Consider the following 26989-nt stretch of genomic DNA (forward strand, 5'->3'; position numbering starts at 1 on the left):
TGTAGCCGAACTACGCGGCGGCGACAATTTCCCTGCGCCTTCAGCGCAAAGAGGAGGCATTGGGCGCATAGCTGACGCGGCGCACTTCGCGGATCTGTCCCTCCTTGAGCGCCCCTTCCACCAGTTCATAGCCGAGCAAGGCGAAGACGCGGCCCTGCAGGAACAGCGGACGCGCATTGCCGTACCAGTCGATGCACGACGCGCGGCAGCCGTCGTCCGGTGCCGGACCGGGCCGCGCCGCCAGCGCGCCCAGTTCACTCAATTGCAGGCCGCTGTTGCGCAGGTACAGGACGGAGGCGGCTGACTTGTTGAGGCCAGACCGTTCGTCCGCGCCCAGGATGGGCAGGCCGATCAAGCCCTCGCCGGCCGTTTGCGGCTTGTAGAAAAAGCCGTGGCTGCGCGACTCGCCCTGCGCCGCATCGGCGCGGATGTAGCGCGTGGCGACCGCCGCCTGCGCCCCCAGGCCGATGGTGCTGAAGTGCAGATCCCTGCCCTGCGCGCCGATCACCACGGCGTCATTGCCCAGCGCCTCGATGCGCTCCACGCCGTGCGGCAGCGACAAGGCTTGCACGCTGCCCGCATCGGCCCAGCGCAGTGCATACAGGGGCTGGCGTGGCCAGGCCTGGTCGGCCTTGCGGCGTCCTGCATTGCCGGGATTGCCGTACAACAGATAGGGCCCCACATAGCGGTTCTGCAGGCCGTAGCCGCCACCGCCGGGCAGCGGCTTGTAGCTGCCGGCCGGCGCACTGTCGCGGCCATCGGAAAACGACGCCAATGGCACACGCAGCAGGGCCATGTCGCCACGCCCCCGCGTGCCATCCCACATGGCGTCGCCCTGGCCCTCGGCGCGCAGCAGGACGTTCAGGTGGCCATCGCCGCTTTCGAGGAACGAGAACTGGTCGACGGGCGCGCCAGCCACCTTCAGGGCGCTGGGCGCCGAGCCGTCGAGGGGAATGCGGAACACGCCCGAGTCACTGCCCCGGCGCGTGGTCCACACGAAAACGGATTCGCCCGACACGTAAAACACGCGCCCCTGCGGTCCCATCACGGCCGTCGCTTCGCAGCGCATGTCGCGCTGCGCCAGGTCGCACACGGTGACCGTATGCAGGGTCAGACCAAAGCCCGGTTCGGGCTCTTCATCGGTGCGGTAAATGCGCGTGGCCGGCGCGATGCGCTTGAAGTCGGACGGCACGGCGTCGGGACGCCAGCGGCGCAGCGCGGGAAAGCCGCCAAACGGGTCGCCCCGGCGCAAATTCAGCGACAGGGGCGAATAGAACACCAGCTTGCCGCCGACCAGGCGGCTGGCGTAATTGCGCGACGAATAATAATCGTTGGAGCGCAAATGATACGTGGCGCGATAGGCCAGCTTGCCATCCGCACCGATGTCGAACAGGCCGATCTCCGTGCCGCCACGGCTGTAGCTGTAGCCGATCACCACGACCGTGTCGCCATCGATCAGCATCTCGTCATACCAGCTGCCCGACGGGTCGCTGCCCGGCGCGAATGCATCGAGCGAGGCGACGGGCTGCAGGGCATTGCCGCCCACCTGCACGGTAAACAGCTTGCCGCGCCGGAGCATCACCAGATGCTTGCCGTGCAGCTTGACGATGCCGCCTTCATCCACGCCCGCCGTCTGCACATTGGTGACCGATTCGGCCGCCTCTGCCGACGCCGCCGGCGCCGCTTTCGCCACCATTGGCGCTGGTGCTGGCGGCGGTGCGGGCGGCGCCGACATGTACTGCGCCGTGGCGCGCTGCAGTTTCTGCTGCTCCCGCAGCAAGGCCGCCTGGCGCGCCTGCAGCTGCTGCAGGTAGCTGCTCAAAGCTTGCTCGCTGGCGAACGGCGCCAGGGTCTTGCGCGGCGCCGTGCCGGCGGCATGGCTGCCTGCCGACAGCAGCAGGGACAGCATCAATATGATCTTGTGGGCGCTGGACATCGCTTCTGCTCCGGTTGATTGGGGTAATGACCATGAAACGGCATGCGCGGCGAAACGGGGTTAAAAAAGGTCAACTATTTTTGAAGGCCAGACGCCGCACGTGGGACGCAATCGTGCGCCCGGCAAAAAGGACTACCATGGACGATCACGCAACCACTGCTGAAAGTCTGCCATGCTCACACTGAAAGATCCCACGCTGCTACGCCAGCAATGCTACCTGAACGGACTATGGCTCGATGCCGACGGCGGCCAGCACGCCGACGTCCGCAATCCCGCCACGGGTGAAGTGATCGGCCATGTGCCCGTGATGGGCACGCAGGAGACAAGAAACGCCATCAGCGCTGCCAACGCCGCCTGGCCCGCCTGGCGCAAGAAGACGGCCAAGGAACGCGCAGCCGTGCTGCGCCGCTGGAATGACCTGATACTGGAAAACGCGGACGACCTGGCGCTGATCATGACGGCGGAACAGGGCAAGCCCTTGCTCGAAGCCAAAGGCGAAGTGCAATACGCCGCCTCCTTCATCGAATGGTTCGCCGAAGAAGGCAAGCGCGTCGCGGGCGACACCCTGCAGTCGCCGTGGCCGGACCGGCGCATCGTCGTGACGAAGGAGCCGATCGGCGTGTGCGCCGCCATCACACCCTGGAACTTCCCGGCCGCGATGATCACGCGCAAGGCAGGACCGGCGCTGGCGGCCGGCTGCCCGATGCTCGTCAAGCCGGCCGGCATGACGCCGTTTTCCGCGCTGGCGCTGGCCGTGCTGGCCGAACGCGCGGGTGTGCCTGCGGGCGTGTTCAATGTCATCACGGGCTCGTCGCAGGAGATCGGCGATGAGATGACGTCCAATCCCCTCGTGCGCAAGCTCAGTTTCACGGGATCGACGGAAGTGGGCCGCATGCTGATGCGCCAGTGCGCGCCGACGATCAAAAAGCTGTCGCTGGAACTGGGCGGCAATGCGCCGTTCATCGTCTTCGACGACGCCGACCTGGATGCGGCAGTGGAAGGCGCCATCGCCTCGAAATACCGCAACGCGGGCCAGACCTGCGTGTGCGCCAACCGGCTGTACGTGCAGGATGGCGTGTACGAGGCCTTTGCGCAAAAGCTGGTGACGGCCGTGCAAAAACTCAAGGTGGGCAACGGCGCCGACGAAGGCGTCACGCAGGGGCCGCTGATCGAGGAAAAGGCCGTAAAAAAAGTGGAGCAGCACGTGGCCGACGCACTGGCCAAGGGCGGGCGCCTGCTACTGGGCGGCAAGCGCCATGCGCTGGGCCACAACTTCTTCCAGCCCACCGTGATCGCCGACGTGACGAGCGACATGCTGGTGGCCAGCGAAGAGACGTTCGGGCCGCTGGCGCCCCTGTTCCGCTTCAAGACGGACGAGGAAGTCATCGCCCTGGCCAACAACACGGAATTCGGCCTGGCGTCCTATTTCTATTCGCGCGACATCGGCCGCATCTGGAACGTCGCCGAAGGCCTGGAATCCGGCATGGTGGGCGTGAACACGGGGCTGATCTCGACGGAAGTGGCGCCGTTCGGCGGCGTCAAGCAGTCGGGCCTGGGCCGGGAGGGATCGTCGTACGGGATCGACGATTACCTGGTCATCAAATACATCTGCATGGGCGGTATTTAACGATATGCCCGACGGCGCCGCCGCTATTCGAATCCCCGGATCCGGTCGCCGTTGAAATTCGGCAGGCGCCACTCGAAGTGCAAGGCCAGGAAGCGGAACAAAAAGCCCGCGCCGATGGACGACAGCTGCGCCACCGAGCTGTCGACCTCGAAGTGCAGCAGGCCGACATACAGGGCGCCCGTAAACAGGGCCACGGTGGCATACACTTCGCGCTGCAGCACGAGGGGAATCTGGTTGCACAGGATATCGCGCAGCAGGCCGCCGAAAACGCCCGTGATCATCCCCGCCAGCACGACGATGGCCGGATGCATCTTGGCCGACATGGCGATGTCGCAGCCGATCACGCAAAACGCCACCAGGCCCAGGCCGTCGACCAGCAAAAAGATGGCGCGCAGATGGTGCAGGTAGCGCGCGACAAAGGCCGTCACAATGGCCGCGCCGATGGTAAACAGCAGGTATTCGGGATGCGCGATCCAGCCCAGCGGATAGTGCCCCAGCAGCACGTCGCGCACGGTGCCGCCACCGAGCGCCGTGACGGTGCCGATCATGCAGATGCCGAACAAATCCATGCCGCGCCGCATGCCCATGATGGCGCCGGACATCGCTTCGGCGACAATCGCCACCAGGTAGATCGTATATAACAGCATGGTCTTACTCTTCCGAAAATGATTTGAGAATTTGTTCGCGTTCGCGCGCTTCGCTCAGGGTGCGCGCTTCATTCGTGCCCGTGCTGGAGCCGCCATCGCCGCCGGCGCCAGCGTCACCGTGCGCCATGCGCGTATCGGCACCGCCGCTGCCGCAGCCGACGCTGCTGTGGATAAAGGCGAAGTTATCCTTCAGGCAGTCGCCGGCCAGGTATTCGGCATACACGTAGTCGCCATCGAGCAGGGCCAGGCCAGGCGGTTCGGCCAGCACCTGCTCGCGGCGGCCCTGCACGGCTACCTGCATGTAGTCGCGCCAGACGGGCAGCGCCAGCGTCCCCCCGGTGGCGTTGCCCAGGCTCTTGGGCTGGTCGTAGCCTAGCCAGACGACGGACACGAGGCCCGAGGAATAACCGGCGAACCAGGCGTCATAGGCATTGTTCGAGGTTCCCGTCTTGCCGGCCGCGTCGCCGCGTCCCAGCGCCAGCGCGCCGCGTCCCGTGCCGCTCTTGACGACGTCGCGCAGCATGCTGTCCATGACGTAGGCATTGCGCGTGGAGATCACCTGCGTGCCCGGTGCCGGCTCGCCCTTGGCGCGCGGCGCCGCGTCGGAAAACAGCACCGCGCCGCTGCGGCTGCGCACTTCCTTGATCAGCTTTGGCGGCATCTGCACGCCGCCGTTGGCGAACACGGCATACGATTGCGCCAGCTGCAGCGGCGTGACGGCGCCCGCGCCCAGCGCCAGCGGCAGGGACACGGGATTGCGCGCGCCCTCGAAACCGAAGCGCGTGGCGTAGTGCTGCACGTAGCCGGGCCCCGCCGCCTGCATCAGGCTGACGGCGACGAGGTTTTTCGAGCGCACCAGGCCGCGCCGCACGCTGATGAAGCCTTCATAGTTGTTGCCGTAATTGCGCGGACGCCACGGCTGCGCCCCCGTTTCCCGCGGCAGCAGCAGGCGCTGCGTATCATCCACGGCCGTGCCGGGAAAATAGCCCTTTTCCAGCGCCGCCGAATACACGAAGGGCTTGAAGCTGGAACCGGGCTGGCGGTAGGCCTGCATGGCGTGGTTGTAGTGGTTGCGGTAGAAATCGAAGCCGCCCGCCATGGCGACGATTTCGCCGCTGTGCGCCTCGACGGAAATGAGCGCGCCTTCCATCTCGGGCAGCTGGCTCACGAGCCAGCGCTTTTTCGCCGCGTCGTGCACCACGCGGATGACGCTGTTTTCCAGGATGGCGCGCTTGCCGTCGAGCGGCAGCTTGCCGCCCAGGCGCGCGTCCGATGCCGTCAGCACGATCTCGTCGCCATTGCGCAGCTGCGCCGTCAGCTGGCGCTTGCCGCTCGTCTCGACCTTGCGCACCAGGGCGGCGCGCACCTCTCCGCTGTCGGGGTAGGCGGCCAGCTGGCGCGCCACGCTGTCTGCGGAGGTGGCCAGGCGCGCTTCCGGGCCGCGATAGCCGCGCCGCGCCTGCGCGTTCAATAGCCCATCGCGCAGCGACTTGTCGGCCGCCCGCTGCGGCGCCATGCGGATGGTGGTGGTCACGTCCAGGCCCATGCTGTAGGCGCCTTCGGGGTAGCTTTGCACGATCAGCTGACGCGCTTCCTCGACCGCATACGCGGCCGCGTGCACGGAGCTGTTGCGGTCCTTGTTCAGGGCCAGTTTTTCCGCCACGGCCGCGTCGTATTCGGCTGGCGTGATGTAGCCGAGTTCGCGCATGCGCTGCAGGATGTAATGCTGGCGCACGGTGGCGCGCTGCGGATTGGCGACGGGGTTATACGCCGACGGCGCTTTCGGCAGGCCGGCCAGCATGGCCGCTTCGGCGATGCTGACGTCGGCCAGCGGCTTGTCGAAATAGATGTTCGAGGCGGCGGAAAAGCCGTAGGAGCGTTCGCCCAGGTAGATCTGGTTCATGTACAGTTCCAGCAGCTTGTCCTTGCCGTAGTGCTGTTCCAGCTTGTAGGCAAGCAGCATCTCCGTCAGCTTGCGCTGCACGGTCTTTTCGCGCGACAGGAAGAAGTCGCGCGCCACCTGCATGGTGATGGTGCTGGCGCCCTGCGCATGATGGCCCGTGACGACGTTGGCCAGGGTGGCGCGCGTCAAGCCGTAAAAGTCGACGGCGCCATGCTCGTAGAAACGCGCATCCTCGATGGCCAGCAAGGCCTGGCGCATGCGCAGCGGGATCTCCTTCAGGGGCAGGAACTCGCGGCGCTCTTCGCCATATTCGGCCAGCAGCTCGCCTTCGCTGGAAAAAATACGCAGCGGCAGCGCGGGCTTGTACTGGGCCAGGTGCTCGACGGGCGGCAAGTCCTGCCATGCCTGGCGCAGCCACCAGCCGCCCGCGAGGGCGGCGGACAAGCCCAGGCCCAGGGTCAATCCCAGGCCGAATTTCAGACTGCGCGCCAGTTTCGATGACGGCTTGCGGGGCTTTGTATCTTGCGCTTGTGCTTCCATGAGGTGATTCCCTTGCTGCCAGGAGGCCGCGCTGCATACGCGTACGCGGCACTCCATCAAAGAGGCATTGTGCACTGCAACACACCCATCCTTATGAAAAGTAAGTATTATTTAGTATTGATAAATTTTTCTTATGTAAGGCAGCGGTCATGGATCTCAATCCCAAGCACACGGAAGCGTTCCGCGCCGTCGTCGAAACGGGCAGTTTCGAACAGGCGGCGCTGCGGCTGCACCTGACGTCGCCGGCCATTTCGCAGCGGGTGCGGGCGCTGGAAAGCCAGCTCGGCAATGCGCTGATCGTGCGCAGCCGTCCCGCGCGCGCCACGCGCATGGGCCAGCGGCTGATGCAGTATCTGAAGCGGGCCAAGCTGCTGGAAGCGGACTTGCAGGCGGAACTGGCGGTGCAGCAGGATGCCCCGCTGACCCTGGTGCTGGCGCTGAACGCGGATTCGATGGGCACCTGGTTCTTTCCCGCCCTGTCCGAGGTGTTGATACGCGAACGCGTGCTGCTGGACCTGACCGTGGAAGACCAGGACCACACGTATACCTTGCTGGAGACGGGCATGGCCATCGGCTGCATCAGCACGGAAGCCAAACCCATGCGCGGCTGCACGGCCGAACCGCTGGGCGTGATGCGCTACTGGCTGGTGGCCACACAAGCGTTCCGCCAGCAGTGGTTTGCGCACGGGCTGACGCGCAAGGCGGCGCGCACGGCGCCCGTCGTCGCCTACACGCGCAAGGATACCCTGCAGTCGTCGTTCCTGCTAGAGGCGCTGGGCTTGCCCGAAGGCGCCTACCCCTGCCATTACGTGCCCGGCGCCACCTCGCACTTCAACGCCATCCGCTACGGCCTCGGCTACGGCATGGTGCCGGAATTGCTGCTGAAAGCGAACACGGACGGCGAACTCGTGGAAATGCTCACGCCCAAGACCCCGGCCGACGTGGCCCTGTACTGGCACACGTGGAAAGTGCAGTCGCCGCGCATGGAGCAGCTGTCGCGGCAAATCATCGCGGCGGCGCGCAAGATCCTGAAATAAGTATGGTGAGATCACTACCGCTGCATGCCCCAGCGTTTCAAGGTGACGCGCTCCAAGGTGCGAAAACCGATGTTTTCCACGATTAAACCGATGACGATGACGGCCGCCAGGCCCGCAAACACCTTGTCCGTGTACAGCTCGTTGCGGTTCTGGAAGATGTACCAGCCCAGGCCGCCCTGCCCCGACGTGGTGCCGAATACCAGCTCGGCCGCGATCAGGGTGCGCCAGGCGAACGCCCAGCCTATCTTCAAACCCGAAACGATGGACGGCAAGGCGCCCGGCACGAGGATGTGCAGCACCAGCCGCAAGCCGTTCAAGCCGTAGTTGCGGCCCGCCATGCGCAGGGTCTCGGGCACGCCCTGGAAGCCCGCATACGTGTTCAGGGCCAGCGGCCACATCACGGAATGGACGATGACAAAGATCAAACTGGCGCGCCCCAGCCCAAACCACAGCAGGGCCAGCGGCAGCAACGCAATCGCCGGCAAGGGATTGAGCATGGCCGTCAGGGTTTCCAGCACGTCACGCCCGATGCGGCTCGACACGGCCAGCAAGGTCAGCACGAAGGCGGCCAACACGCCCACCGCATAGCCTTGCAGCAAAACGACAAGGGACGCGGTCGTGCGCGTGAGCAATTCTCCGCTGGCGATGCCGCCGATAAACGCCTGCGCCGTCTGCAGAAAGCTTGGCAAGAGTAGATCGTTTTGCGTCCAGCGCGCCGCCCCTTCCCACAGCAGGGCCAGGCTGAGCAAAATGAAGGCCTTGCGCCACAGCGCGTGCTGGCTCCAGCGCTGCCAGCGCGACAATGGCCGCTCGACGGTGACGCCGGCGGGCGGCGGTGCCGCATAGACGAATTCCTGGCGGATGGGCGGCTCCAGCAGCGCGCTCATACGGCCTCCCGCTGCGCGCCAGCTGCTTGCGGAACAGGAACAACTTCCTCATCGAACAGCAAGCCGTGGATGCGGCGGCTGGCAGCCTGAAATTCCGTACTGCCCGCGCTGTGCAAGCCGAACTGATGGCTGTTGAGTTCGGCGCGCACCCGGCCCGGATGGGGCGACAGCAGCAGGATGCGGTTGCCGACCACCAGCGCTTCTTCGATCGAATGCGTGACGAAGACGAGGGTAAAACGCAGCTCTTCCCACAGGCGGCTCAGCTCTTCCTGCATCTTGCGCCGCGTCAAAGCGTCGAGCGCGGCAAACGGCTCGTCCATCAACAGCACTTCCGGCTGCATGGCCAAGGCGCGCGCGATGGCCACCCGCTGCTTCATGCCGCCCGACAAGGTATGCGGATGAGCATCTTCAAAGCCGGCCAGGCCCACCTTGGCGATCCAGTGATGGGCACGCTCGCGGGCCGCCTGCTTGTCCAGCCGCTTGCTGGCCAGCAAGGGGAACATGACATTTTCCAGCACGGTCTTCCATGGCGGCAACTGGTCGAATTCCTGGAACACGACGACGCGCTCCGGCCCCGGCTTGCTGATAGGAACGCCCTGCATGGCGATGCTGCCCGCGCGCGGCGCGATGAAGCCGGCCACGGCTTTCAGCAAGGATGACTTGCCGCATCCCGATGGCCCCAGCAGCACGAAACGGTCGCCGCGGAACACGTCGAAACTGACGTCGTGCGTGGCGCGCACGGTGCGCTGTTCCGTGCGGTATTCCAGGCTGACATGTTTGACACTGAGCAAGGGCTCCAGCGCAAGCGGAGGACGTACGAGGTGAAAAGCAGGCGCGTTCATTTCAGCCTCCTTGCGTGATGGCAGGGTCGTCAAAGAAGTAATCGCGCCAGCTGTCGGGCAGGTTGCGGATGGCACTCACGCGGTGCAGGAATTGCGCCAGGCCATAGGTGTTTTGCGGCGCGATCTTGAATTGCACTTGCGGATTGGCAAAGATTTTCAACAGCAGATTACGGTCCACCTTGCTTTTATTGACCTTGATATAGATGTCGGCCGCGCCTTGCGGATTGCTGCTCGCGTACTGCGCCGCTTCAGCCAGGGCGGCGATGAAGGCGCGGTACGTCTTCGGATTGTCCTTGCGGTACTTTTCCGTCGCATACAGCAGGGTCGACGAGCTGGGTCCGCCCTGCACGTCATACGAATTCAGGATGATGTGGGCGTTCGGATTCTGCGCCAGTTCCTGCTCCTGGAACGGCGAATTGCCGAAATGGCCGCTCAATTCCGTGCCGCCGGCGATGATGGCCGCGGCCGCATCCGGATGCGGCAGGGTTTGCGTGATTTTATCCAGGCGGGCAAATTCCTTGTCGCCCCACTGCTTCGCCACGGCCATTTGCAATATCCTCGCCTGGACGGACACGGAGACGGCGGGCAAGGCGATGCGGTCCTTGTCCGTCAAGTCGGCCAGGGTTTTTACCTTCGGGTTGTTGCTGATCAAATAGTAGGGGAAATTACCGAGCGAAGCCACGCCGCGCACGTTCTGCCGTCCCTTGGTGCGGTCCCAGATCGTCAGCAGCGGCCCCAGGCCCGCCCCCGCGATATCGATATTGCCGGACAACAAAGCGTCGTTGATGGCAGGGCCGCCGGACAGGGTAATCCACTCGACTTTCACGTCCACGCCCTGCTGCTTGCCATGCTTTTCGATCAGTTTTTGTTCCTGCGCAATATTGAGCAGCAAGAAGGTGATGCCGTGCTGGCCCGCGATGCGGATCTGCCCTTCGGCCCGGGCCATGGGCATGGCCATGCACAGCATGGCGATGGCGGCGAGAAGGCGGCGGGAAAAGGTCAAGATCGGCAACATGGACACTCCTTGGGTCAGATCAACAGTCAAAAAATCAGTACGGCGCATCGCCTTCGATGGTGGTGCGGTAGAGTTTGCGGCGCTGGTCGAGCGGGCAGCCCGTCGCCAGGTGCATCAGCGAGCGGTTGTCCCAGAACACCAGGTCGTGCGGCTGCCAGCGGTGCACATACAGGTGCTCGGGGCGCACGCTGTGGGCAAACAGTTCGTCGAGCAGGGCGCGGCTTTCATCCTCGGGCAGGCCGACGATGCGCGTGGTGAAATGCTCGCTGACGAACAGGGCACGCCGTCCCGTTTCCGGATGCACGCGCACGACAGGGTGCGTTACGGGTTTGACTTCATCGATCTGCGCCTGCGTCAGCGCGGGCCGCCACGGGTTGCGGCGACGCAACTCCTCATACTGGCTCAGGTAGCTGTGCTCGGCGCGGGCGCTGCGTACGGCGTGGCGCAGCGCGCCCGGCAAGCTTTCCCAGGCCAGGTGCATGTTGGCAAACACGGTATCGCCGCCCTCGTCCGGCAACTCTTGCGCGTGCAGCATGGAGCCGAGGCTGGGCACTTCCTTGTACGACAGGTCCGAATGCCAGAAGTGACCCGCGTCACCCAGGCCGATGGGCTGGCCATCTTCGACGATGTTCGAGATGATCAGCACCTCCGGCTGCGTGGGCAGCTGGAACTGGCGCAGCACGTGGATTTGCAGGGGGCCGAAGCGGCGGCTGAAATCGACTTGCTGCTGCGGCGTGATGCGCTGGTCGCGGAACACCAGCACGTGATGGTCGAGGTGGGCGTGGTGCAGGCGCTGGAAGTCGCCCAGCGACAGCGGCTGCGCCAGGTCCAGCCCCAGCACTTGTGCGCCGAGCGGCGCGTCGAACGTTTCGATACGGAACTGGCTGGAAGAAAACGCGGATTTCAGGACGGCCGACATGGGAACTCGACTAGAGTCTGGGGAAGTCCACTGTATGCCGGCCTGCGTTCCTTGCAAACGAAGCATTTACTATATGGATATGCGCGGCGCGTTGCGCCATGCTGCAACAGGCGCTGTCACGCAATGGCGCAGCAGCAGGGACTTTGCCCGGGAATGGGGTGAGCATGCAACTTGCTTACCCACCAATCTTTACAATAGACCAGGAAAACCATGCGCACCTACGCCCTGATGCTCGCCGTTCTGTTCGCTGTTCCCGTCCACGCCCAGGACAGCCAGGATGAAAGTGATCTCAGCTACAAAGCCTATGTGCACAGCGACAAGCGCATCAAGTGTTTGTACGGCTATGCGGCCGACAAGACGGGCGACCATGCGGCGGCCGTCGCCATCTTTGAAGACTGTATACGGCGCTGGAACGATGTGTATTCGATGATTTGGCTGGCCCAGCTGTATGAAACGGGTATCGGCGTGACCAGGGACCTGGCGCAGGCGACGGCGCTGATGCGGCGCGGCGCCCATACCAACGATGACGCCGCCTATGCGCGGTTGGCGCGCTATCACTATGGCGTGGCGCTGGCCGAAGGCCGGGGCACGCCGCAGGACCTCCCCCAGGCCAGAACCTGGCTGCGCCAGGCGGCGCAGGAGGGCGTGCGAGAGGCGGCCGACTACCTGGGCCGCCTGGAAGGCGCCGCGCCATAGACGCGGCGCCAGCGCCGCTTACGCGATTGCTTCGTAGCGGGCCAGGCGGGTCGCCATGCGCGGCGCCAGCTCGTGGCCGGCCGTGACCGTCACTTCGAGGTCGTTCAGCAAGCCATCCTTCAAGCCGTAGACCCAGCCATGGACGCTGAGTTCCTGGCCCCGTTCCCACGCATCTTGCACGACGGTGGTCTGGCACACGTTCAAGACTTGCTCGACCACGTTCAGTTCGCACAGACGGTCGCCGCGCTGGCGGCTCGTCAATACGTCGCCCAGATAGCGCTCGTGCTTCTGGCCAACGTCCTGCACGTGGCGCAGCCAGTTATCGACCAGGCCGATGCGCGTGCCCGTCATGGCCGCATGCACGCCCTTGCAGCCGTAATGGCCGACGATGATGATATGTTTGACTTTCAGCACGTCCACGGCAAATTGCAGGACGGACAGGCAATTGAGGTCGGAATGCACGACCACGTTGGCAATATTACGGTGTACAAACACGTCGCCAGGCGCCATGCCCAGCAATTCATTGGCGGGCACGCGGCTGTCGGAGCAGCCGATCCACAGGTATTCGGGCGATGTCTGCGCTTCCAGGTTCTTGAAGAAGTTCGGGTCCTTCGCCACCATCGAGTCGGCCCAGCGGCGGTTACGCTGCAGCAGTTCCGCCAGGGCCGGGCCATTTTTCTGTTCGGTCATATCGCTCCCATTGTGTGCGTACGACTGAATTGGCCGCAGATCGCGCCCATAGGCCGGCGATGCGCGCACATTTCTCAGTCGTGATGAAAAAAACGCCGGGATGTTTCAGCATCCCGGCGCATGGTGTTACGTGTGCTTATTCAAAAAAATCCTTGACCTTGTCTTTCCAGGTCTTGCTTTGCGGACTGTGCTTGGCACCGCCCTCGGTCGTCGACTTTTCAAAGTCGCGCAGCAGGTCTTTCTGTTTTTCCGTCAGTTTCACCGGTGTTTCGATGGCCACGTGGCAGAACAGGTCGCCCGCGTAACCGGAACGCACGCCCTTGATGCCCTTGCCTTTCAGGCGGAAGGTCTTGCCCGACTGGGTGCCTTCCGGGATCGTGAACGACACTTTGCCGTTCAGGGTAGGCACTTCGATTTCGCCGCCCAAAGCTGCCTTGGTGAACGAGATCGGCATTTCGCAATGCAGGTCGTCGCCTTCGCGCTGGAATACGGCGTGCGGCTTGATGTGGATTTCCACATACAGGTCGCCCGACGGGCCGCCATTCGTGCCCGGTTCGCCGTTGCCGGACGAACGGATACGCATGCCGTTGTCGATACCGACTGGAATTTTGACTTCCAGCGTCTTGTTGCGCTTGATGCGACCGGCGCCGCCGCATGGCGTGCAGGGGTCGGTGATGACCTTACCGCTGCCATGGCATTTCGGGCAGGTTTGCTGGATGCTGAAGAAACCTTGCTGCATGCGCACCTGACCGTGACCACCGCAAGTACCGCAGGTGGTGGGCGACGTGCCCGGCTTGGCGCCGCTGCCATGACAAGTGTCGCACTTGTCCCAGCTCGGCACGCGAATCGTCGTGTCGAAGCCGTGCGCAGCTTGCTCCAGCGTAATTTCCAGGTTGTAGCGCAAGTCGGCGCCACGGTACACCTGTGGACCCGCATTGCGGCTGCGACCACCGCCACCGCCAAAGATGTCGCCGAAGATATCGCCGAAGCTGTCGGCAAAGCCGCCAGCACCGCCGCCGAAGCCGCCGCCACCGCCCATGTTCGGGTCCACGCCGGCGTGACCATAACGGTCATACGCATCGCGCTTTTCCGGATTGGTCAGCATCTCGTAGGCTTCTTTGACTTCCTTAAACTTTTCTTCCGATTCCTTGCTATCCGGATTGCGGTCCGGATGGTATTTCATCGCCAGTTTACGGTAAGACTTTTTGATCTCTTCTTCCGAAGCATTTTTTGCGACACCGAGTGTCTCGTAAAAATCACGCTTTGCCATGTTGTCGGCACCTTGCAGTCTATCTACTGATGTAAAAATTACACGAAAAAGCCGAGTCGAGTGCTGCACTGGGCAGCGACTCGGCTCGGCCGGTCTTCGCGGCTAATCCCGCGATGTAGCGTTCAGCCCGGCTGCCCCCGGTTCATGGGAGCGCAAGACAATTATTTGCTGTCTTTGACTTCCTTGAAGTCAGCGTCAACAACATCGTCCTGCTTGGCGCCTGCGTCCGATGCGCCAGCAGCTTGCTGTGCACCTTCCGCGCCGCCGGCAGCTTGCTGCGCTTGCATGTCGGCATACATTTTTTCGCCCAGTTTCTGCGATGCGCTCGACAGTGCTTCCACCTTGGCGTCGATCTCAGCCTTGTCGCCCGCCTTGATGCTTGCTTCCAGGTCGGTGATCGCCGCTTCAATCTTCTCTTTCTCGCCCGCGTCCAGCTTGTCGCCGTATTCGGTCAAGGATTTCCGGGTCGAGTGTACCAGAGCATCGGCCTGGTTGCGCGACTCGGCCAATTCTTTGACCTTCTTGTCTTCTTCCGCGTTCAGCTCGGCGTCTTTCACCATCTTCTGGATTTCAGCCTCGGTCAAGCCGGAATTGGCCTTGATCGTGATCTTGTTTTCCTTGCCGGTGGCCTTGTCTTTCGCGCCGACATGCAAGATGCCGTTGGCGTCGATGTCGAAGGTCACTTCGATCTGTGGCGTGCCGCGCGATGCTGGCGGGATGCCTTCCAGATTGAATTCGCCCAGACCCTTGTTGCCGGCGGCGATTTCGCGCTCACCCTGGAAGACCTTGATGGTCACCGCAGGCTGGTTGTCGTCGGCCGTCGAGAACACTTGGCTGAACTTGGTCGGAATCGTCGTGTTTTTGTGGATCATCTTGGTCATCACGCCGCCCAGGGTTTCGATACCCAGGGACAGAGGGGTGACGTCCAGCAACAGCAAGTCCTTGCGTTCGCCCGACAGGACCGAACCTTGAATCGCTGCGCCCACGGCGACGGCTTCGTCCGGGTTCACGTCCTTGCGTGGATCCTTGCCGAAGAATTCCTTCACTTTTTCCTGCACCTTCGGCATACGGGTCATACCGCCGACCAGGATGATGTCATCGATGTCCGACACTTTCACGCCAGCATCTTTGATGGCGGTGCGGCATGGTTCCATCGTGGCCGTGATCAGCTCTTCCACCAGCGATTCCAGCTTGGCGCGGGTCATCTTCAGGTTCAAGTGGACCGGTGCGCCGTTCGCCATGGCGATGTACGGCTCGTTGATCTCGGTTTGCTGCGACGACGACAATTCGATCTTCGCGCGCTCGGCCGAAGCCTTGATGCGCTGCAGGGCGATCGGATCTTTTTTCAGGTCGATGCCGTTGATCTTCTTGAACTCGTCGATGATGTAATCGATGACGCGCTGGTCGAAGTCTTCGCCGCCCAGGAAGGTGTCGCCGTTGGTCGACAGCACTTCAAATTGTTTCTCGCCATCAACATCTGCGATTTCGATGATCGACACGTCGAACGTACCGCCACCCAGGTCATACACGGCGATTTTACGATCGCCTTTTTCGGTCTTGTCCAGGCCGAACGCCAGCGCTGCCGCGGTTGGCTCGTTGATGATGCGCTTGACGTCCAGGCCAGCGATACGGCCGGCATCCTTGGTGGCTTGACGCTGCGAGTCGTTGAAATACGCAGGCACGGTGATGACGGCTTCGGTGACTTCTTCACCGAGGTAGTCTTCTGCCGTTTTCTTCATCTTGCGCAGGACTTCAGCCGAAATTTGCGGCGGCGCCAGTTTTTTGTCGCGTACGCCGATCCATGCATCGCCGTTGTCGGCTTTCATGATCTGATACGGCATCAGCGCGATGTCTTTTTGCACTTCTTTTTCGTCGAACTTGCGACCGATCAGACGCTTGACTGCGTACAGCGTGTTTTTCGGATTGGTCACGGCCTGGCGTTTCGCTGGCGCGCCGACGAGAATTTCGCCATCTTCTTGATAAGCAATAATCGACGGCGTCGTGCGTGCGCCTTCAGCGTTTTCGATTACCTTTGGTTGACCGTTTTCCATGATGGAAACGCAGGAATTCGTGGTTCCCAGATCGATACCGATAATTCTACCCATGATTTTTTTCCTTTTATTTGCTAGATTTCAGATGGTTCTTATATGTGGCAAAGCGGCATGGTTTCAAGGCTTGCTTGATGCCGCACTCTGATTATTTTGCTTGCGCGGTCGTGACAATGGCTGGACGCAGCAGGCGGTCCGCAATCATATAGCCCTTTTGCAGGACGGATACGATGGTATTGGCTTCCTGCTCCGCTGGCACCACGGCAACGGCCTGGTGTTTCATCGGATCGAGCTTTTCACCCTGCACTGGCAAGACTTCTACCAGGCGGTTACGCTCGAACGCGGCGTTCAGTTGCTTCAAGGTCATCTCGACGCCTTCTTTCAGCGATTCGATGGTCGGTGCTTCCACCGTCAGCGCCGTTTCCAGGCTGTCTTTCACCGGCACCATGGCTTCGGCAAAGCTTTCCACTGCGAATTTATGCGCTTTAGCAACATCTTCCTGCGCACGGCGACGAATATTTTCGCCATCGGCCTTGGCGCGCATGAAGGCATCGTGCATCTCTGCAAGACGCGCTTCGGTACTCGCCAGCTGCTCTTCCAAAGTAGGCTCTGCGGGAGTCGATGGGGCAGTCGCCGCGGCGTCCGCTTGCGGATTAGGTACAGCTTGGTTTTCCTGATCTTGCATCTAGAAAGCTCCTACAATCAATGACTTAAATGAGTTAGTCTAACTATCTTTACAACACTAACGGGCAGATGGGGCTATATCCTATTGTTTCAAGGGGTATACACGGCAAAACCAGAATTACAGCGATTCATGTTACAGCTTATTACAAAAGGCGACCCATTTCGGCCAGTGAGCCGTGCGCACCCCCTTGATTTTCCAGGCTTCCCCGGGCAAAGCGGGCATTCTACCAGCCCCGCCACGGCCATCGCCACTGGCGGCGTTGCTATCTGGATAGTACTTTTGTCGCGCCACACATGACAAAGCCGCGCAAGCGCGGCTTTTGATTGTGAAAAAATCAATTATCTTTAATTCGCCGCGCCCAGTGCCAGCGCCGCGGCGCGCGCCTGCTCGCCCGCCTTCTTGTCCGCGCCGCGCTGCGGTGCCGTCTTCATCGTCGGCCAGCCGATCATATGCTGCTCCGCAATTTCCGCCATGCCCGCGATCCAGGCCGGCGTTTCGTTCAGGCAGGCGATGTAATGGAAGTGCTGGCCGCCGGCCGTCTCGAAATCATGCTTGGCTTCCATGGCGATCTCTTCCAGCGTTTCCAGGCAATCGCTGGTAAAGCCCGGACACAGCAGGTCGACCCGCTTGACGCCCTGCTGCGCAAGCGCCACCAGGGTGGGCGCCGTGTACGGCTGCAGCCATTCGGCCTTGCCGAAGCGCGACTGGAAGGTCACCACGTATTGCTCTTTAGTTAATTTCAGCTTTTCTGCCAGCAATCGCGCCGTTTTCAGGCATTGGCAGTGGTAGGGGTCGCCCAGCAGCAAGGTACGCTTGGGCACGCCATGGAAACTCATCACCAGTTTTTCCGGACGGCCATGCGCTTCCCAGTGGTTCAGCACGGAATCGCGCAAGGCGTCGATATACGTGTCGTGCTCGTGATATTGCTTGATAAAACGCAATTCCGGCACATTGCGCACCGTGGCGTAATGGGCGAATACGGCGTCGTAGATGGACCCCGTCGTCGTACCCGAATATTGCGGATAGGCCGGCAGGATGGCGATGCGCTCACAGCCTTCGCTTTTCAGCTGGGCCAGCACGTCGGGCAAGGAAGGCGAACCGTAGCGCATGGCCATGGCCACGGTCACACCATCGTGACCACGTTCGGCCAGGGCGCCGGCCAGCAGTTTCGCCTGCTTTTGCGTGTGCACTTTCAGGGGCGAGCCCTCGCGCGTCCAGATCGACGCGTATTTCTTGGCCGACTGGCCCGAGCGGAAGGGCAAAATAATCAGGTTCAGGATGAACCACCAGACGAGGCGGGGTATCTCCACCACGCGCGGGTCCGACAAAAATTGCTTCAGGTAGCGCCGCACGGCCGACGAGGTCGGTGCATCGGGCGTGCCCAGGTTGACCAGCACCACGGCGCTGCGGTCGATGCTGCCATGCGTGTACGGCGGTTCTGTTTGAAATGACATGAAGGCTCTTCGAAGGCGTTGGATGGATTAGGCAGTTATTATAGTTACATTGCGTCAACATCGGGGGTCAGACCCTCAATGCCGCTAACGTCAAGCTCAGCGCTAACGCGTCCGGGGGTCTGACCCCGGATTTAAGCCTGCGTTCAAATCGCCAGCAATTCGCGGGCATGCTTGCGCGTGGTGGCCGTGATTTCCAGGCCGCCCAGCATGCGCGCCACTTCTTCCACCCTGGCCTTGGCGTCGAGCATGTCGATGCGCGACGCCGTCTTGCCGTTGTCCAGGGTGCTTTTTGCCACTTGGAAATGCTGATTGGCCTGGCTGGCCACTTGCGGCAAGTGGGTCACGCACAGCACTTGGCGTCCCTGCCCCAGGCGTTTTAATAAGCGTCCGACCACTTCGGCGACGGCGCCGCCGATGCCGCTGTCGACCTCGTCGAAGATCAGGGTCGGCGTGGTGGTGGCGTGCGAAGTGATGACGGAAATGGCCAGCGCGATACGCGCCAGTTCGCCGCCGGACGCTACCTTGGCCAGCGAACGGGGCGCCGTGCCCGCATGGCCTGCAACGAGAAACTCGACTTGCTCGAGGCCATGGGCGGCCGGATCGCACGGGTGCAGGGCGATTTCGAAGCTGCCGCCCGTCATGCTCAGTTCCTGCATGGCGCGCGTGACGGCTTGCCCCAGCTCCAGGGCGGCGGCGCGGCGCGTGGCGGACAATCGCTCGGCCACGGCGCGGTACTCGGCCTCGATCTTCGCTTCCTGGCGCAGCAAGCCCTCGATATCGGAAGCGTCGGCCAGGTGCTGCAGCTTTTCCGACAGCTTGGCGTGTTCCTCCGGCAATTCTTCTGGCGTGACGCGGAATTTGCGGGCCGTGCTGTGCATGGCTTCCATGCGCGCGTCGAGCTGGTGCAGACGCTCCGGATCCAGTTCCACGCGGTCCAGGTAATTGTTCAGCGCGTACACGGATTCCTGCAGCTGGATGCGCGACGACTCGATCAGGTCGACGATCGGCTGCAATTCCGCATCGACGGACACGAGCTTGCCCAGCTTCTGGTTCAGGGCCGACAGTTGCGACACGATCGGATGATCTTCCTGTTCCGAAATGATCGCCAGGGCTTCCTGCGCCCCTTCCAGCAGGCTGGCCGCGTGCGACAGGCGGCTGTGCTCGTTCGTGATCTCCGTCCATTCGCCGGGCTTGGCGGCCAGCTTTTCCAGTTCGCCCACTTGCCATTCCAGGCGTTCGCGCTCGTACAGCACGTTGGCGGCATTCGTTTCGAATTCCTCGCGCTGACGCACGAGGGCGCGCCAGCGCTTGTGCAGCGCCGCCACTTGCCGCGCATCCTGCTCCGCGCCCGCTTCGCGCGCCGTCGCCTGGCCGTCGAGCAAGGCGCGCTGCGCTTCGCTTTTCAGCAAGGACTGGTGCGCGTGCTGGCCGTGGATGTCGACCAGCATGTCGCCCAGTTCGCGCAGCTGGGCGGCCGTGGCGGGAATGCCGTTGATATACGCCTTCGAGCGGCCCGCATTGTCGATCACGCGGCGCAGCAGGGCGCCGCCATCGTCGTTGGCGAATTCATGCGCCACCAGCCAGGCCTGCGCCACTTCGCTGACGGAAAAATCGGCTGTGATGTCGGCCTTGGCCGCGCCTTCGCGCACCACGCTGGCGTCGCCGCGCCCGCCCAGCGCCAAAGTCAGCGCATCGATGAGGATGGACTTGCCGGCGCCCGTCTCGCCCGTCAGCACGCTGAAGCCGGCGGAAAATTCCAGTTCAATGGTATCGACAATGACAAAATCGCGAATGGACAGTGTATGGAGCATGGCTTCTGTGGTTAGGCGGCGCACCGCGGGTTGAGGTGGAGAAACTATTAGCTGAGCTTGCCCTCGCCCGACGGGTACTCATTCCAGTGCAGTTTTTCACGCAGGGTGTTGTAGTAGCTCCACCCTTCCGGATGCAGGAAGGTAATCGTATGGGGCGAACGGCGGATCAGGATGCGGTCTTGCTGCACCAGGCTGGCAAAGGTCTGCATGTCGAAATTGACGCTGATATCGCGCCCGCGCACGATTTCCACGACGATCTGGCTGGAATCGGGCAAGACGATGGGGCGGTTCGACAGCGCATGCGGGGCGATCGGCACGAGCACGATGCCGCCCAGGGTCGGATGCAGCAGCGGGCCGCCGGCCGACAGCGAATACGCGGTCGAGCCCGTGGGCGTGGAAATGATCAAGCCATCCGAACGCTGGTTGTACATGAAGTGACCGTCGACCTCGACGCGCAATTCGGCCATGCCGGCGCCGCCGCCGCGCGAGACGACGACATCGTTGACGGCCATGCCCACGTGAATCGACTCGCCGTCGCGCAGCACGCTGCCTTCGAGCAAAGTGCGGCGCTCGGCCTTGAATCGGCCGCCGAGAATTTGCGCCAGCACGGGCAGCATGCGCTCAAGCGGAATATCGGTCATGAAACCCAGGCGCCCCTGATTGATACCGATCAAGGGGACGTCGAATGGCGCCAGCTGGCGCGCAATGCCGAGCATGGTGCCGTCGCCGCCCATGACGATGGCGCAATCGGCGGCGGCGCCGATCTCGGCCGGCGACATGGCGCGCACGCCGGGAAACGCCAGGTTCAGGTGCGCGGCCGTCTCCGCCTCGAAGACCACCGTGTGGCCCAGCACTTGCAGGAAATCGACGATGCTTTTCACGGGCTCGGCAATGCCATCCGTATTCTGGCGCACGACCAGGGCAATGGTCTTGGCGCCAAGGTTGAAGCGCTCGCCCGGGGCTGGCAAGGTCGCGGCTGGCTGTTCGGCTCGCTGGTCGGCGTAGTTATCGACGGGCATAAAAATCTCGGTAATAAATTCGGTGGCAAGCCGCCCCAGGCTGTCGCGTCGCACGCCGCCATCGCATGATACTGTATATATCCACAGTATAGTGCGGCTGCCGTGTGCCCGCAAGGGGCGTTCTTGGTGTTGCACGCAGTGTAGCGCAGAAAAAGAATCATCCATGCGTGCGCCAGCGCTCCCTGGATGGACAAATCCGCTTGCAGGCAGCCTGGCTGCGGCAGGACACTGATCCCACGTCAATTCTTCTGTCAGGAGGCCATATGGTTACCCAGCATAGCGAACGCAAGATCAATACCGATGAAAAGGTCAAAAATGACGGCATCGACCGTCTGCCGCACGAGCGCGACGAATCGCCCGATGCGCAGAACGTGCGCCCACGCAAGATCATGCAGCAGGCGGCCAGCGACCTGGAGCAAGGGCTGGTCGATACGGACCTGCACGCCCAGCCGGGCGTGGAAAAGGTCAAGCCCTCCGCGCCGCAGCAAGCCCGTCCCGACGCGCAACTGGAACCAAAGAAGGCGCGCTGACTCCAACGGTCACGCTCTGCTACCCGCACTGTTCATGCTCCGGAGTACGCCATGCACCGTTACGCCTGTTCCTTCCTGCTGGCCGCTGCCTGCGGCGCCCATCTCGCCCACGCCCAAGCGCCCGCCATGCCCGTGGGCTTCGGCCCGCAGCCCACCCTGCCCGCACCGGACAAGCAGCTAATTCCCACCGTGAATGTGGCGCCCGTGCAGCGCTGGACGGCCGCGCAGCACCCCGCTGTCGCGGCGGGCCTGGCCATCCATGCGTATGCGCGCGACCTCGACCATCCGCGCTGGCTGTACGTCTTGCCGAACGGCGACGTGCTCGTGGCGGAAACGAACGCCCCGCCGAAGCCGGACGACAGCAAGGGCATCAAGGGTGCCATCATGCAGATGCAGATGAAAAAGGCGGGCGCGGCCACGCCCAGCGCCAACCGCATCACCCTGCTGCGCGGCGTCGACGCGAGTGGCGTGGCGCAGACGCGCAGCGTGTTCCTGCAAGGACTGAACTCGCCGTTCGGCATGGCCCTGGTGGGTAACGAGCTGTACATCGCCAATGCCGACGCCTTGATGCGTTTTCCTTACAAGGAAGGCCAGACAGCCATCACGGCGCCCGGCGTCAAGGTGATGGATTTGCCGGGCGGCCCCATCAATCACCACTGGACCAAGAACGTCATCGCCAGCCCCGACGGCAAATTTCTCTATGTTGCCGTCGGTTCGAACAGCAACGTGGGCGAAAACGGCATGGCGGCCGAAGATGGCCGCGCCGCCATCTGGCAATTCACGCGGGCCACGGGCAAGGCCCGCGTGTATGCGACGGGCTTGCGCAACCCCGTCGGCCTGGCCTGGCAGCCCAGGACGGGCGCCCTGTGGACGGCCGTCAATGAGCGCGACGAGCTGGGCAACGACCTGGTGCCCGACTACATGACGTCCGTCAAGGATGGCGCCTTCTATGGCTGGCCCTACAGTTATTTCGGCCAGCACGTCGACGCGCGGGTCAAGCCGCCTCGCCCAGAGCTGGTGGCCACCGCCATCGCGCCTGACTACGCGCTGGGCGCGCATACGGCCTCGCTGGGACTGGCGTTTTATGATGCCACGCTGCTGCCGGAACGCTACCGGGGCGGCGCCTTCATCGGCCAGCACGGCTCGTGGAACCGCAAGCCCTTCAGCGGCTATAAAGTCATTTATGTGCCCTTCGCCGATGGCGTACCCAGCGGGCCGCCGCAGGACGTCGTCAGCGGCTTCCTCGACGGCAATGGCAAGGCGCAGGGACGCCCCGTCGGCGTGGCCGTCGACAAGGCGGGCGCGCTGCTGGTGGCGGACGACGTGGGCAACGTCATCTGGCGCGTCACGCCGGCGCCGTGAACACATTGGCGCCGTGCATGCGCCCCCTGTGTGGCGCAACGAACGGAAGGGCAAGGATGCCACGCGCATGATGGACCTTCGAACCACGCAAGGAGTACATCATGAAAAAAACAGGATCAGCCGTCTGGAGTGGCGGCCTTAAGGATGGCAAAGGGTTTATTTCCACCCAAAGCGGCGCGCTCGACAATGTGGCTTATGGTTTCAACACGCGCTTCGAAGACGGTCCCGGCAGCAATCCGGAAGAACTGATCGGCGCGGCCCACGCGGCCTGCTTCACCATGGCCCTGTCCGGCCAACTTGGCGAGGCGGGATTGCGCGCCACCGCCCTGAAAACGACAGCCGACGTCAGCCTGGAAAAAATCGATGGCAGCTATGCCATCACGGCCGTGCACCTGACCCTGGTGGCCACCATTCCCGGCGCCACCGACGAAGCGTTCCAGGACGCGGCCCTGCGCGCCAAGCTCGGCTGCCCCGTATCGAAGCTGCTGGCCACGGAAATCACGCTGGACGCCCGTCTGGAGTAATTCCGGCAGACCGCCCGCTGCTGTCCAATCAGCGGACGGCAAGGGCGGTCTCGGCAAGAAAGCCGTAAAACGCATAAAATCCTGCCATTCCCCTCTCACCCTCAAGGATTTACGATGCGTATTTTGCACACCATGTTACGGGTCGGCGACCTGCAGCGCTCCATCGACTTTTACACGAACGTCCTGGGCATGAAACTGCTGCGCACCAGCGACAATCCGGAATACCAGTACACGCTGGCCTTCGTCGGCTATGGTTCGAATCCCGACCACGCGGAACTGGAACTGACGTATAACTATGGCACCACCAGCTACGAGCTGGGCACGGCGTACGGCCACATCGCCATCTCGGCCGACGATATCGTCGCCGCTTGCGACGCGGCACGCGCGAACGGCGGCAACGTCACGCGCGAACCGGGCCCCGTCAAGGGCGGCAACACGGTCATCGCCTTCATCACCGACCCGGATGGCTACAAGATCGAATTGATCGAGCGCAAGTTCGACGGCCAGGGCGGAGGCCTGTAACACCTCAGCCTGGCTCGGCGGCCGACGCAATGGCCGCACGCAGCCAGGCGATCCCCGCATCGCCGTCCGTGCGGCGGTGCCGTATCGCTTCAAACGCAAACGGCGCGATGGCAAACGGCGCGGAGCACAGCGCCAGCCCCTGCGCCTCAATGCCCTGCAAGGCACGCCGCGCCACCGTCAATATCAGATCCGTCCCCATCACGACATCCGGTGCGACCGTCCAGTACGGCACGCGCACAGCGATGCGGCGCGCCTGGCCCAGTTGCGCCAGCGCTGCATCGACTTCGGCCGCCATGCCGCCTTCGCCGGACGCCACCAGCACATGGGGGCGCGCCAGATAGGTCTGCAAGCTCAAGCTCTCGCCCGGCGCCAGGCTGGCCGGATCGAGCGCGCACATGAACGTTTCCTCGAATAAGGTTTCCCTGTGCAACTGCTCGGGCAGTTGCGGGAACACGCCCAGCGCCAGATCGATCTCGCCATCCTGCACGCCGGCCACCACGGCAGAACGGCTGGCATAGCTGACGGCCACGTCGATGCCGGGCGCTTCCACGCGCAAACGCCGCAGCAAAGCGGGCAAGATCAATGCCGCACCGTAATCCGACATGGCCAGGCGAAACACGCGCTGCGCCGTGGCCGCCTCGAAGACGGCGCCACCGAGCACGGAGCGCACGCTCTGCAGGGCTTCGGCCAGCGGCCGCGCCAATTCCAGGGCGCGCGCCGTGGGCTGGAAACCGCCTTTGCCGCGCAGCAGCAACGGGTCGTCGAGCAGATGGCGCAGGCGCGCCAGCGCATGGCTGACCGCAGGCTGGCTCATGTGCAGGCGTTCCGCCGCGCGCGACAGATGGCGCTCGCTCAGCAGCGCTTCGAGGATTACCAGCAAGTTCAAATCGACGGCGCGCAAATTATTCATTTGGTGCATAGTTTAATGACAAAATACGAATTGGATTTAATCATGACAGCATAATACGATGACGCCATCAACTCAACACGCAGGGAGTCGCACATGCACGGATGGATCACCTTGTTTGCCCCGCTGGCCATGCTGGCCGGCGCCGTCGTCCCCTTCCAGGCGGGCGCGAACGCCGCGCTGGGCCGCAATCTGGGCCACCCGCTATGGGCCACCATCGCCTCGCTGGCCGTCAGCGCCGTGCTCGCGTCACTCGTGATGCTGGCCTGGCGCGTGCCGGCGCCCGATTTGCACCTCGCCATGCGCGGGCCGGGCTGGTCCTGGCTCGGTGGCGCGGCCGGCGTGTTTTATATTACGGCCGCGCTGATGCTGGCGCCGCGCATGGGTTCCGGCCCCTTCATGGCAGCCGTCATCGGCGGGCAAATGCTGGCCGCGCTGGCCATCGACCGCTACGGCTTGCTGGGTTTTGCCATCAAGCATATTTCTCCGCTGCACTGGGCCGGCGCGGGCCTGGTGGTGGCCGGTGTCGTGCTGACCCAGTTCGCCAACAGCCGCGCCGTGTGAGCACACGTCAAGGCGAAAAAAAACCAGCGCCGTTGCCGGGGCTGGTTTTCATGTAGAGCAGAGCGCGCTTACTTGACGAGCAAGGCGTTGACGGGCATCAAGTCCGTTTCCTTCAAGGTGCCGGCGGCGGCCTTCAGGCGCAAGCCGTTCATGATGGTGTCATAGCGGGCTTTCGACAGGTCTTTTTGCGTCGAGAACAATTGTTTCTGCGCATTCAAGACGTCGATATTGATGCGCACGCCCACTTGATAGCCGAGCTGGTTCGACTCCAGCGCCGACTTGCTCGACACTTCCGCCGCTTCCAGCGCCTTGACTTGCGCCAGGCCGCTATTGACGCCGAGGAACGCCTGGCGCGCGCCTTGCGATGCCGTGCGGCGTGCCGTTTCCAGGTCGTTGCGGGCCTTGTTTTCCAGTGCGATCGATTCGCGCACCTTGCTCGTCACGGCAAAGCCGCTGAAGATGGGGATGCTCCACTGCACGCCGATGGCGTTATTGTTATTGCCGCTGCCGGTCCCGCCACCCGAAGTGTAAGTATGGCCCGTGTTGGCGATCAGATCCAGGGTCGGATAGTGGCCGGCGCGGTTGCGGCCGATGTCACGCTTGGCCGATTCCACGTTGAACTGGGCCGTGACGACGCTGTAGTTCTGCTCTTCCGCCGAGCTCACCCACGGCTCGATGGCGGCCGGTTCCGGCGCGCTGATGACCACGCCCGCGCGCATCGGCGCCAGGCTCGTCGGCGCTTCGCCGATGATGGTTTGCAGGGCGCTGCGCTTGTTGGCCAGGTCATTGATGGCGGCAAATTCCTGCGCCACCACCAGGTCATAGGCCGCTTGCGCTTCGTGCGTGTCGGTAATTGTTTGCGTGCCGACTTCGAAGTTGCGCTTGGCCGATGCCAGCTGCTCCGTCGTGGCCACTTTTTGCGCCTGCGTGGCGCCCAGGTTGTCCTGCGCGCTGAGCACGTCGAAATACGCTTGCGCCACGCGCGTGATCAAGTCTTGCTGGACTTGCGCAAATTGCGCTTCGGCAATCGCCTGCGCCAGCTTGCTTTGCTGGTAGGTTTCCCAACGGTCCCAGCGGAACAGCGGCTGCGCCAGGGTCAGGTTGTAGCTGTTCGCGCGGACGTTGACGGACGGCGAAGTGATCTTGTTGCCGCCATTGTTCTGGATGATCTGTTCCTGATTGCCGCGCGTATTGCTGCCCGAGGCGGAGATTTGCGGCAGCAAGCCTGCCAGCCCCTGCGGAACCCGCTCCATCCCGGCAGACAGGGCCGCGCGCGCGCTGGCGTACTGCGCGTCATTGGCCAGCGCCTGCTGGTACACCTGGATGAGATCGGCCGCCTGCGCTTGCAGCGAGCATGTCATCGAGACAAAGGCGCTGGTCATCAGCACGGCGATAAGGGGTTTCCGCATTGCATTTCTCCGTTGGAGTCGTCAAAAGTTGATGGAATCAAAAATCGGTTACAGCCTGCCTGGCGGCCGCGCCGGCAGGAGCGGGGTACAGGCCTCCGCAGGCATGCAGAAAAACATGCCTGGAAGTGCATCTACTGCGAATTCA

General features: G+C 63.1%; 24 protein-coding genes. 8 read left to right on the forward strand and 16 right to left on the reverse strand.

From position 1 onward, the window contains the following. Window positions 1–40 precede the first annotated feature (40 nt). Window positions 41–1936, reverse strand: a complete 1896-nt coding sequence (locus AC3RCG_RS26225) for a beta-propeller domain-containing protein (RefSeq protein WP_492402211.1) — start codon at window positions 1934–1936, stop codon at window positions 41–43. A gap of 172 nt (window positions 1937–2108) precedes the next feature. Between AC3RCG_RS26225 and gabD the strand changes: the two genes are divergently transcribed. Further along, window positions 2109–3563 (forward strand): NADP-dependent succinate-semialdehyde dehydrogenase, encoded by a 1455-nt coding sequence (gene gabD, locus AC3RCG_RS26230; RefSeq protein ID WP_492402210.1) that lies wholly within the window; start codon window positions 2109–2111, stop codon window positions 3561–3563. 23 nt (window positions 3564–3586) lie between these two features. Here the strand turns inward: gabD and AC3RCG_RS26235 are convergent, their stop codons facing one another. Both AC3RCG_RS26235 and AC3RCG_RS26240 read right to left on the reverse strand, forming a co-directional pair. After that, on the reverse strand, window positions 3587–4210 hold the full coding sequence (locus tag AC3RCG_RS26235; protein WP_492402209.1) for a trimeric intracellular cation channel family protein: 624 nt from the start codon (window positions 4208–4210) through the stop codon (window positions 3587–3589). Window positions 4211–4214: 4 nt separating this feature from the next. Beyond that, on the reverse strand, window positions 4215–6653 hold the full coding sequence (locus AC3RCG_RS26240) for a penicillin-binding protein 1A (protein ID WP_492402208.1): 2439 nt from the start codon (window positions 6651–6653) through the stop codon (window positions 4215–4217). Between the two features lie 149 nt (window positions 6654–6802). Between AC3RCG_RS26240 and AC3RCG_RS26245 the strand changes: the two genes are divergently transcribed. Continuing rightward, complete coding sequence (locus tag AC3RCG_RS26245) at window positions 6803–7690, forward strand: HTH-type transcriptional regulator ArgP (protein WP_099409056.1); 888 nt, start codon at window positions 6803–6805, stop codon at window positions 7688–7690. A 14-nt stretch (window positions 7691–7704) separates the two neighbouring features. Here the strand turns inward: AC3RCG_RS26245 and AC3RCG_RS26250 are convergent, their stop codons facing one another. The 4 genes from AC3RCG_RS26250 to AC3RCG_RS26265 all read right to left on the reverse strand — a co-directional run bounded on the left by AC3RCG_RS26250 (window position 7705) and on the right by AC3RCG_RS26265 (window position 11353). Continuing rightward, complete coding sequence (locus AC3RCG_RS26250) at window positions 7705–8577, reverse strand: ABC transporter permease (RefSeq protein ID WP_492402207.1); 873 nt, start codon at window positions 8575–8577, stop codon at window positions 7705–7707. Next, window positions 8574–9419 (reverse strand): ABC transporter ATP-binding protein, encoded by an 846-nt coding sequence (locus tag AC3RCG_RS26255; RefSeq protein WP_070311703.1) that lies wholly within the window; start codon window positions 9417–9419, stop codon window positions 8574–8576. Before AC3RCG_RS26255 ends, AC3RCG_RS26250 begins: the two co-directional genes overlap by 4 nt. 1 nt (window position 9420) lies before the next feature. Further along, complete coding sequence (locus AC3RCG_RS26260) at window positions 9421–10386, reverse strand: ABC transporter substrate-binding protein (RefSeq protein ID WP_409028719.1); 966 nt, start codon at window positions 10384–10386, stop codon at window positions 9421–9423. A gap of 82 nt (window positions 10387–10468) precedes the next feature. Then, window positions 10469–11353 (reverse strand): TauD/TfdA dioxygenase family protein, encoded by an 885-nt coding sequence (locus AC3RCG_RS26265; protein WP_492402205.1) that lies wholly within the window; start codon window positions 11351–11353, stop codon window positions 10469–10471. Window positions 11354–11563: 210 nt separating this feature from the next. Here AC3RCG_RS26265 and AC3RCG_RS26270 point away from each other — a divergent pair, with 210 nt between their 5' ends. Further along, complete coding sequence (locus AC3RCG_RS26270; RefSeq protein ID WP_070220450.1) at window positions 11564–12049, forward strand: tetratricopeptide repeat protein; 486 nt, start codon at window positions 11564–11566, stop codon at window positions 12047–12049. Between the two features lie 18 nt (window positions 12050–12067). Here the strand turns inward: AC3RCG_RS26270 and can are convergent, their stop codons facing one another. The 7 genes from can to AC3RCG_RS26305 all read right to left on the reverse strand — a co-directional run bounded on the left by can (window position 12068) and on the right by AC3RCG_RS26305 (window position 21026). Then, entirely contained in the window at window positions 12068–12739 is a 672-nt protein-coding gene (gene can, locus AC3RCG_RS26275; RefSeq protein ID WP_034788731.1) for a carbonate dehydratase, read from the reverse strand. 136 nt (window positions 12740–12875) lie between these two features. Then, window positions 12876–14009, reverse strand: coding sequence for a molecular chaperone DnaJ (gene dnaJ / locus AC3RCG_RS26280; protein ID WP_034745985.1), 1134 nt, complete (start codon window positions 14007–14009; stop codon window positions 12876–12878). Between the two features lie 161 nt (window positions 14010–14170). Beyond that, entirely contained in the window at window positions 14171–16114 is a 1944-nt protein-coding gene (gene dnaK / locus AC3RCG_RS26285) for a molecular chaperone DnaK (protein ID WP_070290878.1), read from the reverse strand. A gap of 91 nt (window positions 16115–16205) precedes the next feature. After that, a complete protein-coding gene (grpE, locus tag AC3RCG_RS26290; RefSeq protein ID WP_034788734.1) occupies window positions 16206–16742 on the reverse strand; it encodes a nucleotide exchange factor GrpE in 537 nt (178 codons plus the stop codon). A 344-nt stretch (window positions 16743–17086) separates the two neighbouring features. Then, window positions 17087–18196, reverse strand: a complete 1110-nt coding sequence (gene hemH / locus AC3RCG_RS26295; RefSeq protein WP_492402204.1) for a ferrochelatase — start codon at window positions 18194–18196, stop codon at window positions 17087–17089. A 143-nt stretch (window positions 18197–18339) separates the two neighbouring features. Next, entirely contained in the window at window positions 18340–20007 is a 1668-nt protein-coding gene (gene recN / locus AC3RCG_RS26300) for a DNA repair protein RecN (RefSeq protein WP_070220456.1), read from the reverse strand. Between the two features lie 47 nt (window positions 20008–20054). Next, window positions 20055–21026: an NAD kinase gene (locus tag AC3RCG_RS26305; RefSeq protein ID WP_227742053.1), complete on the reverse strand. Its 972-nt coding sequence runs from the start codon at window positions 21024–21026 to the stop codon at window positions 20055–20057. Window positions 21027–21289: 263 nt separating this feature from the next. On the opposite strand from AC3RCG_RS26305, the gene AC3RCG_RS26310 reads away from it, so the two are divergent. The 4 genes from AC3RCG_RS26310 to gloA all read left to right on the forward strand — a co-directional run bounded on the left by AC3RCG_RS26310 (window position 21290) and on the right by gloA (window position 23964). Further along, complete coding sequence (locus AC3RCG_RS26310) at window positions 21290–21556, forward strand: hypothetical protein (RefSeq protein ID WP_492402203.1); 267 nt, start codon at window positions 21290–21292, stop codon at window positions 21554–21556. A 51-nt stretch (window positions 21557–21607) separates the two neighbouring features. Next, the gene (locus tag AC3RCG_RS26315; protein ID WP_492402202.1) at window positions 21608–22918 is read left to right on the forward strand and encodes a PQQ-dependent sugar dehydrogenase; all 1311 of its coding nucleotides are present in this window, start codon (window positions 21608–21610) and stop codon (window positions 22916–22918) included. Window positions 22919–23019: 101 nt separating this feature from the next. Beyond that, window positions 23020–23442, forward strand: a complete 423-nt coding sequence (locus AC3RCG_RS26320; protein WP_070220462.1) for an OsmC family protein — start codon at window positions 23020–23022, stop codon at window positions 23440–23442. A 114-nt stretch (window positions 23443–23556) separates the two neighbouring features. Further along, on the forward strand, window positions 23557–23964 hold the full coding sequence (gene gloA, locus AC3RCG_RS26325) for a lactoylglutathione lyase (protein WP_070311709.1): 408 nt from the start codon (window positions 23557–23559) through the stop codon (window positions 23962–23964). Window positions 23965–23968: 4 nt separating this feature from the next. Here the strand turns inward: gloA and AC3RCG_RS26330 are convergent, their stop codons facing one another. After that, window positions 23969–24874: a LysR substrate-binding domain-containing protein gene (locus AC3RCG_RS26330; protein WP_492402201.1), complete on the reverse strand. Its 906-nt coding sequence runs from the start codon at window positions 24872–24874 to the stop codon at window positions 23969–23971. A 93-nt stretch (window positions 24875–24967) separates the two neighbouring features. Here AC3RCG_RS26330 and AC3RCG_RS26335 point away from each other — a divergent pair, with 93 nt between their 5' ends. Beyond that, entirely contained in the window at window positions 24968–25435 is a 468-nt protein-coding gene (locus tag AC3RCG_RS26335; RefSeq protein WP_492402199.1) for a DMT family transporter, read from the forward strand. A gap of 68 nt (window positions 25436–25503) precedes the next feature. Here the strand turns inward: AC3RCG_RS26335 and AC3RCG_RS26340 are convergent, their stop codons facing one another. Next, window positions 25504–26844, reverse strand: coding sequence for a TolC family outer membrane protein (locus AC3RCG_RS26340; RefSeq protein WP_070220470.1), 1341 nt, complete (start codon window positions 26842–26844; stop codon window positions 25504–25506). Window positions 26845–26989 lie beyond the last annotated feature (145 nt).

The sequence above is a fragment of the Janthinobacterium sp. GW823-FHT01H08 genome, from assembly GCF_058797855.1.

Coding starts and splice junctions, on each gene's coding strand:
- AC3RCG_RS26255 (WP_070311703.1), bottom strand. CDS start 9,419: ATGAACGCGCCTGCTTTTCACCTCGTACGTCCTCCGCTTGCGCTGGAG.
- AC3RCG_RS26270 (WP_070220450.1), top strand. CDS start 11,564: ATGCGCACCTACGCCCTGATGCTCGCCGTTCTGTTCGCTGTTCCCGTC.
- AC3RCG_RS26225 (WP_492402211.1), bottom strand. CDS start 1,936: ATGTCCAGCGCCCACAAGATCATATTGATGCTGTCCCTGCTGCTGTCG.
- AC3RCG_RS26260 (WP_409028719.1), bottom strand. CDS start 10,386: ATGCTGTGCATGGCCATGCCCATGGCCCGGGCCGAAGGGCAGATCCGC.
- hemH (WP_492402204.1), bottom strand. CDS start 18,196: ATGTCATTTCAAACAGAACCGCCGTACACGCATGGCAGCATCGACCGC.
- AC3RCG_RS26265 (WP_492402205.1), bottom strand. CDS start 11,353: ATGTCGGCCGTCCTGAAATCCGCGTTTTCTTCCAGCCAGTTCCGTATC.
- dnaK (WP_070290878.1), bottom strand. CDS start 16,114: ATGGGTAGAATTATCGGTATCGATCTGGGAACCACGAATTCCTGCGTT.
- grpE (WP_034788734.1), bottom strand. CDS start 16,742: ATGCAAGATCAGGAAAACCAAGCTGTACCTAATCCGCAAGCGGACGCC.
- recN (WP_070220456.1), bottom strand. CDS start 20,007: ATGCTCCATACACTGTCCATTCGCGATTTTGTCATTGTCGATACCATT.
- gabD (WP_492402210.1), top strand. CDS start 2,109: ATGCTCACACTGAAAGATCCCACGCTGCTACGCCAGCAATGCTACCTG.
- AC3RCG_RS26250 (WP_492402207.1), bottom strand. CDS start 8,577: ATGAGCGCGCTGCTGGAGCCGCCCATCCGCCAGGAATTCGTCTATGCG.
- AC3RCG_RS26235 (WP_492402209.1), bottom strand. CDS start 4,210: ATGCTGTTATATACGATCTACCTGGTGGCGATTGTCGCCGAAGCGATG.
- AC3RCG_RS26340 (WP_070220470.1), bottom strand. CDS start 26,844: ATGCGGAAACCCCTTATCGCCGTGCTGATGACCAGCGCCTTTGTCTCG.
- gloA (WP_070311709.1), top strand. CDS start 23,557: ATGCGTATTTTGCACACCATGTTACGGGTCGGCGACCTGCAGCGCTCC.
- AC3RCG_RS26320 (WP_070220462.1), top strand. CDS start 23,020: ATGAAAAAAACAGGATCAGCCGTCTGGAGTGGCGGCCTTAAGGATGGC.
- AC3RCG_RS26310 (WP_492402203.1), top strand. CDS start 21,290: ATGGTTACCCAGCATAGCGAACGCAAGATCAATACCGATGAAAAGGTC.
- can (WP_034788731.1), bottom strand. CDS start 12,739: ATGACCGAACAGAAAAATGGCCCGGCCCTGGCGGAACTGCTGCAGCGT.
- AC3RCG_RS26330 (WP_492402201.1), bottom strand. CDS start 24,874: ATGAATAATTTGCGCGCCGTCGATTTGAACTTGCTGGTAATCCTCGAA.
- AC3RCG_RS26240 (WP_492402208.1), bottom strand. CDS start 6,653: ATGGAAGCACAAGCGCAAGATACAAAGCCCCGCAAGCCGTCATCGAAA.
- dnaJ (WP_034745985.1), bottom strand. CDS start 14,009: ATGGCAAAGCGTGATTTTTACGAGACACTCGGTGTCGCAAAAAATGCT.
- AC3RCG_RS26305 (WP_227742053.1), bottom strand. CDS start 21,026: ATGCCCGTCGATAACTACGCCGACCAGCGAGCCGAACAGCCAGCCGCG.
- AC3RCG_RS26315 (WP_492402202.1), top strand. CDS start 21,608: ATGCACCGTTACGCCTGTTCCTTCCTGCTGGCCGCTGCCTGCGGCGCC.
- AC3RCG_RS26245 (WP_099409056.1), top strand. CDS start 6,803: ATGGATCTCAATCCCAAGCACACGGAAGCGTTCCGCGCCGTCGTCGAA.
- AC3RCG_RS26335 (WP_492402199.1), top strand. CDS start 24,968: ATGCACGGATGGATCACCTTGTTTGCCCCGCTGGCCATGCTGGCCGGC.